Raw genomic sequence first — 8,520 nt, 5'->3', positions numbered from 1 at the left:
GTCCTGGGGGCCGCCGCCGACGAGGCCCGCGCCCTCGTGCCCGACGACGCGCGCATCACCGCGGTCGTCGCCGAGCGCTGGGCCGACGGGATCGGCGAGTCGCTGCGCGCCGGGCTCGCCCACGCCGCGGGCGACGCGGTCGTCGTGACGCTCGTCGACCTGCCCGACACCCCGGTCGGCGTGGTCCGCAGGCTGCTCGACGCCCCGGGACCGCTGCGGCAGGCGGTCTACGGCGGGAGGCCGGGTCACCCGGTGCTCATCGGCGCCGAGCACTGGGCGCCGCTCGCCCAGACGCTGCACGGCGACCGCGGCGCCCGCGGCTACCTGGTGGAGCACGGCGTCGCGGAGGTCGAGTGCGGCGACCTGCACCACGGGTTCGACCAGGACGTGTCGAGAACCTGAACCCGTGCGCGTCATCCCCCCGACAGCACCCGCCCGACCAGGAGGTCACCGTGAAGTACCTGATCCTCATCCACGCCGACGCCAAGCCGTGGGCGCACCCGACGTCACGGTTCACCGACGAGGGCCGCGCCCTGTCCGCCACCGAGCACGAGGCGATGGACCGGGACTTCGACACCCTGCTCGCCGAGATCTCGGCCAGCGGCGAGCTCGTCACCGCAGAGGCGCTGGCCGACCCGGCGTCGGCGACCGTGCACCGCTGGCGCAGCGGGACGTCGCTGGCCAGCGAGGGCCCCTACGCGGAGACCCAGGAGCACCTGGCGGGGTTCTTCCTGCTGGACTGCGCATCACGGGAGCGGGCGGAGGAGATCGCCGCCCAGTTCGCCGGACCGGGCAGCGTCGCCGAGCTGCGTCCGGCGTACCTCTGGGACTGACAGGCCCTACGTCCCACATGCCGAGACGGACTCAGGAGGACGATCGATGACGTGAACGCACCGTGGTGGCGACTGGCAGCAGAACGCGAGCAGACGAAGGAGTGCGGGACCGTCGTGGTCGACCGCACGGACGACGCCTCGGACCTCCTGCCCCCGTTCTACGACTGAACGGCGCTCAGACCATCTTCGCGCGCGTCGCGAACTCCTCGGAGACCGGCGGCAGCAGGCAGAACAGCAGCCCGACCGGGTCGGCCATGACGGCGTAGTCGTCGTAGCGCGCCCGCACGGTCGCGCCGAGGCCCTCCAGCCGCGCGATCTCGGCCTCGAGGTCGTCCGTCTCGATGTCGAGGTGGAACCGAGGTACGTCGTCGTCCCCGATGTCCTGCGTCGCGACGTGCGGCAGCGAGGACGCGTCCCGCAGCGCGACGAACGGCTCGCCCGGGACCGGGTGCGGCGTCGCCGCGAGCGCGCCCGACCAGAAGGCCGTGACCGCGTCGATGTCCCCCGCCGGGGCGTCGATGATGACCTCGCGCAGCAGGATCCGGTGCATGACGGCACCCTAGTGTCAGAGGTACGTTCGAACATGTGTTCGTGCGCTCCACCATCCTGCATGCCGACCTCGACGCGTTCTACGCCTCGGTCGAGCAGCGCGACGACCCGCGCCTGCGCAACCGCCCGGTCGCGGTCGGCGGTGGCGTGGTGCTGGCGTGCTCGTACGAGGCCAAGCGCCGGGGAGTGAAGACGGCGATGGGCGGTCGGCAGGCGCGCGCGCTGTGCCCGGACCTCATCACGGTCCGGCCGCGCTTCGACGCCTACGTCGAGGCCAGCAGGGCCGTGTTCGAGCTCTTCCGGCAGACGACGCCGATGGTCCAGGGCGTCTCGATCGACGAGGCGTTCCTCGACGTGGCCGGCCTGCACCGGATCGACGTGGCCCCGGTCGACATCGCGGCGCGACTGCGCGCGCAGGTCCGCGACGTCGTCGGGCTGCCCATCACCGTCGGCGTGGCCCGGACACCGTTCCTGGCCAAGGTGGCGTCCCGGGTGGCCAAGCCGGACGGGCTGCTGCTGGTCCTCCCCGCCGACGAGGAGTCGTTCCTGCACCCGCTCCCGGTCGAGCTGCTCTGGGGCGTCGGCGAGGTCACGGCGACCAAGCTGCACGCGTACGGACTGTTCACCGCCGGCGACGTCGCCGCGCTCCCCCGCTCGGTGCTGACCGGCAGCCTGGGTCCCGCGGCCGGCAGCCACCTGTACGCGGTCGTGCACGGCCTGACGCCCGCCCGCGTGGTGGTGCGGCAGTCGCGCGGCTCCATCGGCGCGCAGCGCGCCCTCGGGCACGGACCGCACGATCCTGAGCACGTCCGGGCGTCGCTCCTGGGCCTCGTCGACCGCGTCTGCCGCCGGATGCGCAAGGCGGACCGGATCGCCCGGACCGTCGTCCTGCGTCTGCGGTTCGAGGACTACACCAAGGCGACGCGGTCGCGGTCGCTCGCCGCCGGGACCGACTCCTCCGAGGACATCGCGGCCGCGGCCCTGGCCCTCCTGGTCGCCGCCGGTCCCCTGATCCGCGAGCGCGGCATCACGCTCGTCGGCGTCGCGCTGACCGGCCTGTCGTCCGACGAGTTCGTGCAGCTCGCCCTCCCCCTCGACCACCCCGACCACGGCGGGCTCGACCAGGCGGTCGACGCGATCGGCGTGCGCTTCGGGACGCAGGCGGTGATGCGCGCCAGCCTGCTGCGCCGGGGCGAGGGGATCGCGGTGCCGCTGCTCGAGTGAGGTGCGGCACCGCACACCCCGGCATCAGGGCGTGCTCGATCGACTGCGCGTGGTAGCCCGGCCGGTAGGACGCGTCGCAGCCGACCGCGACGTCCTCGTGGTGCTCGTGCCAGCCGACGCCGGCGCTCACCCAGGCGTTCCGAACCGGGGCGCTGTCACGCCCCTGCCTGCGCGGTGGCTCCGCGGGCATACTGGCGACCATGAGCGCAGTGGGCGCGTTGCGGGTGGACGTGCCCCTGCGCAACCTGGCCGACCTGCTGCGGGCGATCGACCGACGGGTCGGTGCGTAGTGCGGGCAGCCGACGACCCGGGGCTGCAGTGGCTGCTCCGCGACGGCGACCCGGCGATCGCGCGGCTGGCCCGCCGCGACCTGCTGGGTGAGGACGTGGACCTGGACGGCGCGCTCGCCAGCCCGCTCGTCCGGGGCCTGCTGGCCGAGCCCCGGCCCGCGGACGCCCGCCGTGCTCATCCGTACAGTAAGTGGACCGGCGCGCACTGGCGGCTCGTGTCGCTGGTCGAGCTGGGCGTCCCGGCGGTGCACGGCCCTGCCCTGGCGCTCGCCGACGAGGTCCTCGACTGCTGGGCGCAGCCGCGCAGGCTCGCCCAGGTGCCCGTCATCGACGGCCGGGCGCGCCGCTGCGCCTCGCAGGAGGGCAACGCCGTCGCGGTCGCGTGCCGGCTCGGGCTGCACACCGACCCCCGGGTGCGCACCCTGGTCGAGCACCTGCTCACGTGGCAGTGGCCCGACGGGGGGTGGAACTGCGACAAGCACCCCGCGGCGAGCCACTCGTCGTTCCACGAGACGCTGCCACCCCTGTGGGGCCTCGCCGAGCACGCGGACGCGACCGGGGACCCGCGTTCGCGCCGAGCGGCCGACGCCGCCGCCGAGCTGCTGCTCGCGCACGAGGTCGCCTTCCGACGGACCACCGGAGAATCGATCCACTCGTCGTTCCTCGAGCCGCACGTCCCGCCGTTCTGGCACTACGACGCGCTGCAGGCCCTGGTCGTGCTCGGCCGCGCGGGTCACGGCCAGGACGTGCGGACCGCTCGTGTGCGCCGCCTGCTCGCCGCCCGCAGGAGACCCGACGGCCGCTGGACCGCCGCGCGGCGGTGGTGGCGGCCGCCGGGGTCCAGCGGCAGCAACGTCGAGGCGGTCGACTGGGGCGGCGCCGCCGACCAGCTGGTGACCCTGAACATGCTGCGGGTCGGCGCCGGGGCGCGTCAGGCGACCTCGACGGGCTCCCGCTGATCGGCCGTCGCCGGCTCGTCGTCCGAGAAGAGGTCCTCCGCGGACGCCGACGCGTACTGCGCCTCGTCGAGGATCCCCTCGCGCTTGGCCACGATCGTCGGCACCAGCGCCTGTCCGGCCACGTTCACGGCCGTGCGGCCCATGTCGAGGATCGGGTCGATCGCCAGCAGCAGGCCGACACCGGCCAGCGGCAGCCCGAGCGTGGACAGGGTGAGCGTGAGCATGACGACCGCACCGGTCAGACCGGCGGTGGCCGCCGAGCCGACCACGGACACGAACGCGATCAGCAGGTAGTCGGTGACCGAGAGGTCGATGCCGAAGAGCTGCGCGACGAAGATCGCCGAGATCGCGGGGTAGATCGACGCGCAGCCGTCCATCTTGGTGGTCGCCGCCAGCGGCACCGCGAACGAGGCGTAGGAGCGAGGCACCCCGAGGTTCCGCTCGACGACGCGCTGCGTGACGGGCAGCGTGCCGACGGAGGACCGCGACACGAACGCGAGCTCGATCGCCGGCCAGGCGCCGCGGAAGAAGCCGCCGATGCCGAGCCCGTTGGTCCGCAGCATCACGGGGTAGACGACGAAGAGCACGAGCGCGAGGCCCACGTAGACGGCGGCGGCGAACGTCGCGAGCGGCGCCAGCAGGTCCCAGCCGTACGACGCCACGGCCCGGCCGATGAGCCCGAGGGTGCCCAGCGGGGCGAGGCGGATGACCCACCAGAGGATCTTCTGCACGACCGCGAGCGCGGAGCGCGCGAAGGTGAGGAACGGCTGGGCGGCCGTGCCGCTGCGCAGGGCCGCGACGCCGACGACGATCGCGAGGACCACGATCTGCAGCACGTTGAACGAGATGCCGGTGGTGAGCGTGCCGTCGTCGGCCGCCTGCGTGCTGGCCCCGAGCCCGAGGAAGTTGCTGGGGATCAGGCCGTTGAGGAAGTCGAGCCAGCTGCCCGTGGTGCCCACCTCGCTGCCGGCCTCCGGGCTGAGCGTCGAGCGGGTGCCCGGCTGGAACACCAGACCCAGCCCGATGCCGATGGCCACCGAGATCGCGGCGGTGATGGCGAACCAGAGCAGGGTCTGCCAGGCGAGCCGCGCGGCGTTGGTGACCTGCTGGAGGTTCGCGATCGAGGCGACGATGGCGAGGAAGACCAGCGGCGGCACGATCGCCTTCAGGAGCGTGACGAACGAGGCGCCGATGGTGTCAAGGGTGGTGGTCAGCCAGTTCGGCTCGCCACCGGCGGTCGGGCCCAGCTGCAGGGCGAGCCACCCGAGCAGGATGCCGAGGCCGAGGCCGAGCAGGACCTGCACGGAGAAGGACGGGAGCCGCAGCCGGCGCTTCGGCTGCGTGACAGTGTCGGACAACGGGAGGCCTTTCCAGGGACGGTGGCCGGCGATCTGCAGCCTCCGTTCGCAACACGGGCGTTGCCCGGAGGTCTTCCGCGTGGAGAAGAGACAGTGCTCACAATCCGGACGCGATGTACATCGTTGTAAAGCAATGTCAGGATGAGCTCAGCGAAGACCCACAACGACGTGGAAGACGAGGTCGTCCCGATGAAGCGCACTCCCCTCTGGCTGGTCCTGCTGACGATCGCGAGCCTGCTCGGCCTGGTGGTCCCGGCGTCGGCCGCCACCGCGACCCCGCCGGCGCCCCCGACCGCCGAACGGCCCGTCGACCCCATCGCGCACGACCCGACGATGGTCAAGGAGAAGGGCTGGTACTACGTCGCCATCACCGGCGACGCCGCGTTCGACGACACGTACCTGCCGATGAAGCGCTCGCGGGACCTGGTGCACTGGGAGGAGCTGGGGCCGGTGCTCACCGAGCTGCCCGCCTGGGTGCTCGAGGAGCTCGGCGTGGCGGAGGCCCCGCGCGACGCCTGGGCGCCCGACCTCAGCTGGTCCGGCACGGAGTGGCGCCTGTACTACGCGGTCTCGCAGTTCGGCACCAACAACTCCGTGATCGGCCTGCTCACCTCACCGTCTCTGGCGAACCCGCAGTGGGAGGACCAGGGGCTCGTGATCCGGTCGGAGCCGGGCGTCGACACGTTCAACGCGATCGACCCGAACGTCGTCACCGACCAGGAGGGCGCGACCTGGTTGTCGTTCGGCTCGTTCTTCTCCGGCATCCACCTGGTCCCGCTCGACGCCGCGACCGGCACGCCCGCCCCCGGTGCGGAGCCGGTCGCGATCGCCCGCCGCCAGTTCCCGCCCAACGCCGAGGAGAACCCGGCCATCGCGTGGCACGACGGCTACTACTACCTGTTCGTCTCGTGGGACTACTGCTGCCGCAGCGTCGAGAGCGACTACCGGACCATGGTCGGCCGCTCGGCCAGCCTGACCGGGCCGTACATGGACGCCGACGGGGTGCCGCTGCTGGACGGCAAGGGCGGCACCGAGGTCCTGCGCGGCTACAACGAGTTCGTCGGTGCGGGCGGCGGTGACCTGCTGATGGACAGGAACGGCCGCACCGGGTACTTCGTCAGCCACTACTACGACGCGACCGACGGGGGGGCTCCCCGCCTGAACGTGCGGACCCTGACCTGGGGCCGCGACGGCTGGCCCGTGCTCAGCGACCCGATCAACCCGAGCCGCTCGATCGGGCACGGGGACGCGTACGTGCAGATCGTGCCGCGCGGCGGCACCGCGGTCGTCGAGAACGCGGGCTGCGGTTACGAGGGTGCCAACATCGCCCTCTGGACCGACCTCGACAACGCGTGCCAGCAGTGGCAGCTGTCCGACCGGGGCACCGGCACCCGGATCCTCAACCGGTTCAGCAACAACGTGGCCGAGGTGGCCGCCTGCACCAACGTCGACGGCGGCAACGTGGCGCAGTGGGGCTGGCTCGGGTTCCTGCCGAACAACGACTGCCAGCGGTGGAGCCTCACCGCGGCCGGCGACGGGTGGACGACGATCGCCAGCATCCTGCCCGGCAACCGGGTGTGGACCGTGCAGGGCGGACCGGTCGCCGGCAGCAACGTCGCGATCAGCTCCCCGACCGGCAGCGCCGACCAGCAGGTCCGGTTCGAGCCCGTCGGGGCGGTGCTGCTCGCCAGCCCCACGAGCCAGACGGAGACGCTCGGCACCGCGCGGTGCCGCACCGGGACGGCGACGTTCCAGGAGCGCCACGAGCGCGCGTGCCAGACCTGGCTCTTCGACGCCGTCGCGGGGACCGCCGGATACACGGTCCGGTCGGCCGACACCGGCGGGCGCCACGGCTCGGGCGGGTGCCTGGCCGCCGACCTGCGGCTGGTCCGCAGCGGCTGCGCCACGTGGACGCTGACCCCGACCGACGACGGCACCTGGTCGCTGAGCAGCGGCGCCACCACCCAGGCGGTGCGTCTCCTGCTGCCCTGACCCTCGACCGCGACCCGCTCGGGCGCCGATACTGGCAGGACCCCGCGTCCACCTCCCGAGGAGCACCATGACGACCGAGACCCTGGACGTGCCCGGAGCGACCCTGGTCTACGACGTGCGCGGTCCGCTCCCGACCGCGGACGGGACCCCGCCGCTCCTGCTGATCGGCCAGCCCATGGACGCGTCCGGCTTCGGGACGCTCGCGTCCTTCTTCCCGGACCGGACCGTGGTCACCTACGACCCGCGTGGCCTCGGCCGCAGCACGCGGACCGACGGGGAGACGACGAACACCCCGCAGCAGCAGGCGGAGGACCTGCACCGGCTGATCGGCGAGCTCGGGGGGACGGTCGACCTCCTGGGCAGCAGCGGCGGCGCCGTCACCGGCCTGCACCTGGTGACCACCCACCCGGACGACGTCCGCACGTTCGTCGCGCACGAGCCGCCACTGCTGGGCGTGCTGCCCGACGCGCAGCAGGCGTTCGCGGCAGAGAAGCGGGTGCAGGACGCGTACCACCGCAGCGGGTGGGGCGCCGGGATGGCGGCCTTCATCGCGCTCACGTCCTGGCAGGGCGAGCTCACGGACGACTTCGGCTCGGAGCTGCCCGACCCTTCCGCGTTCGGGCTGCCGTCCACCGACGACGGCGGGCGCGCCGACCCCTTGCTCTCCGGCGTCTCCAACGCCGTCACCTCCTACCAGCCGGACGTGCCCGCGCTGACCGCCGCGCCGACGCGCGTGGTGGTCGCCGCCGGCATCGAGAGCACGGGCACGCTCACCTGGCGCAGCTCGGCCGCGCTCGCCGACGAGCTCGGCCTGGAGCTGGCCGTCTTCCCCAGCAACCACGGCGGCTTCCTCGGCGACGAGTTCGGCATGCCGGGGCAGCCCGAGGCCTTCGCGACGAGGCTGCGCGAGGTGCTGGGCACCGAGCACGCACCCACCGAGGAGTCACGATGACCGAGCACGACAAGGAACACGCCGGCTTCGACCTGCAGAAGCTGGTCCGGCTGCTGACCGTGGCGCTCGCGGTCGCCGCCGTCGTCAAGGAGCTGCGCACGCCCGAGGACGAACGCACGTGGAACGGCAAGGTGGTCGGCTTCGTGCCCTACGACTTCCGGCTGCCGACGTTCGCCCGGTTCAAGGAGCGCATGTGGGACCCGAAGGGGGACCACCTCATCAGCCCACGGGTGTTCGGGGTCGGCTGGACCCTCAACGCCGGCCGGGTCGTGGAGCTCGCGCGGCAGCGGGTCTCCGCCGGCTGAGCGTAGGCAGCGCGTCCGTGCCCGCTTAGTCTCGGATGACCGTTTCCGAACTCCCGGA

At 73.0% G+C, this 8,520-nt stretch carries 9 protein-coding genes; 7 read left to right on the top strand and 2 right to left on the bottom strand.

The features are described 5' to 3' along the window. Positions 1–402 (top strand): NTP transferase domain-containing protein (locus RYN42_RS03035; protein WP_315093599.1); only part of this gene is annotated, 402 nt, incomplete at its 5' end. Between the two features lie 50 nt (positions 403–452). Further along, complete coding sequence (locus tag RYN42_RS03030) at positions 453–833, top strand: YciI family protein (RefSeq protein ID WP_315093597.1); 381 nt, start codon at positions 453–455, stop codon at positions 831–833. A gap of 175 nt (positions 834–1,008) precedes the next feature. Here RYN42_RS03030 and RYN42_RS03025 read toward each other — a convergent pair whose 3' ends face one another. Continuing rightward, the gene (locus RYN42_RS03025; protein ID WP_315093595.1) at positions 1,009–1,383 is read right to left on the bottom strand and encodes a VOC family protein; all 375 of its coding nucleotides are present in this window, start codon (positions 1,381–1,383) and stop codon (positions 1,009–1,011) included. A 41-nt stretch (positions 1,384–1,424) separates the two neighbouring features. On the opposite strand from RYN42_RS03025, the gene dinB reads away from it, so the two are divergent. Beyond that, on the top strand, positions 1,425–2,606 hold the full coding sequence (gene dinB / locus RYN42_RS03020) for a DNA polymerase IV (RefSeq protein ID WP_399552381.1): 1,182 nt from the start codon (positions 1,425–1,427) through the stop codon (positions 2,604–2,606). A 289-nt stretch (positions 2,607–2,895) separates the two neighbouring features. Continuing rightward, positions 2,896–3,855, top strand: a complete 960-nt coding sequence (locus tag RYN42_RS03015; protein WP_315093592.1) for a hypothetical protein — start codon at positions 2,896–2,898, stop codon at positions 3,853–3,855. Here RYN42_RS03015 and RYN42_RS03010 read toward each other — a convergent pair. Next, complete coding sequence (locus RYN42_RS03010) at positions 3,828–5,213, bottom strand: dicarboxylate/amino acid:cation symporter (RefSeq protein WP_315093591.1); 1,386 nt, start codon at positions 5,211–5,213, stop codon at positions 3,828–3,830. The two genes, RYN42_RS03015 and RYN42_RS03010, sit on opposite strands and share 28 nt — an antisense overlap. 189 nt (positions 5,214–5,402) lie before the next feature. Here RYN42_RS03010 and RYN42_RS03005 point away from each other — a divergent pair, with 189 nt between their 5' ends. The 3 genes from RYN42_RS03005 (at position 5,403) to RYN42_RS02995 (ending at position 8,462) form a co-directional block, all read left to right on the top strand. Next, complete coding sequence (locus RYN42_RS03005; protein ID WP_315093588.1) at positions 5,403–7,205, top strand: family 43 glycosylhydrolase; 1,803 nt, start codon at positions 5,403–5,405, stop codon at positions 7,203–7,205. A 67-nt stretch (positions 7,206–7,272) separates the two neighbouring features. After that, positions 7,273–8,157 (top strand): alpha/beta hydrolase, encoded by an 885-nt coding sequence (locus RYN42_RS03000; protein WP_315093586.1) that lies wholly within the window; start codon positions 7,273–7,275, stop codon positions 8,155–8,157. Continuing rightward, positions 8,154–8,462 carry a DUF5808 domain-containing protein gene (locus tag RYN42_RS02995; RefSeq protein WP_315093585.1) on the top strand — a complete coding sequence of 103 codons (309 nt, stop codon included), beginning with the start codon at positions 8,154–8,156 and terminating at the stop codon, positions 8,460–8,462. Before RYN42_RS03000 ends, RYN42_RS02995 begins: the two co-directional genes overlap by 4 nt. The last annotated feature ends 58 nt before the right edge of the window (positions 8,463–8,520 follow it).

It is taken from the genome of uncultured Cellulomonas sp. (genome assembly GCF_963527515.1).
In the GTDB taxonomy this organism is placed as follows: Bacteria; Actinomycetota; Actinomycetes; order Actinomycetales; family Cellulomonadaceae; genus Cellulomonas.
The sequence above is the reverse complement of the archived record's forward strand: the minus strand, read 5'-3'. Positions and strand labels throughout refer to the sequence as shown.

Bases quoted from the DNA above. Each gene is read 5' to 3' on its own strand.
- RYN42_RS03005 (WP_315093588.1), top strand. From the start codon at position 5,403: ATGAAGCGCACTCCCCTCTGGCTGGTCCTGCTGACGATCGCGAGCCTG.
- RYN42_RS03025 (WP_315093595.1), bottom strand. From the start codon at position 1,383: ATGCACCGGATCCTGCTGCGCGAGGTCATCATCGACGCCCCGGCGGGG.
- RYN42_RS02995 (WP_315093585.1), top strand. From the start codon at position 8,154: ATGACCGAGCACGACAAGGAACACGCCGGCTTCGACCTGCAGAAGCTG.
- RYN42_RS03000 (WP_315093586.1), top strand. From the start codon at position 7,273: ATGACGACCGAGACCCTGGACGTGCCCGGAGCGACCCTGGTCTACGAC.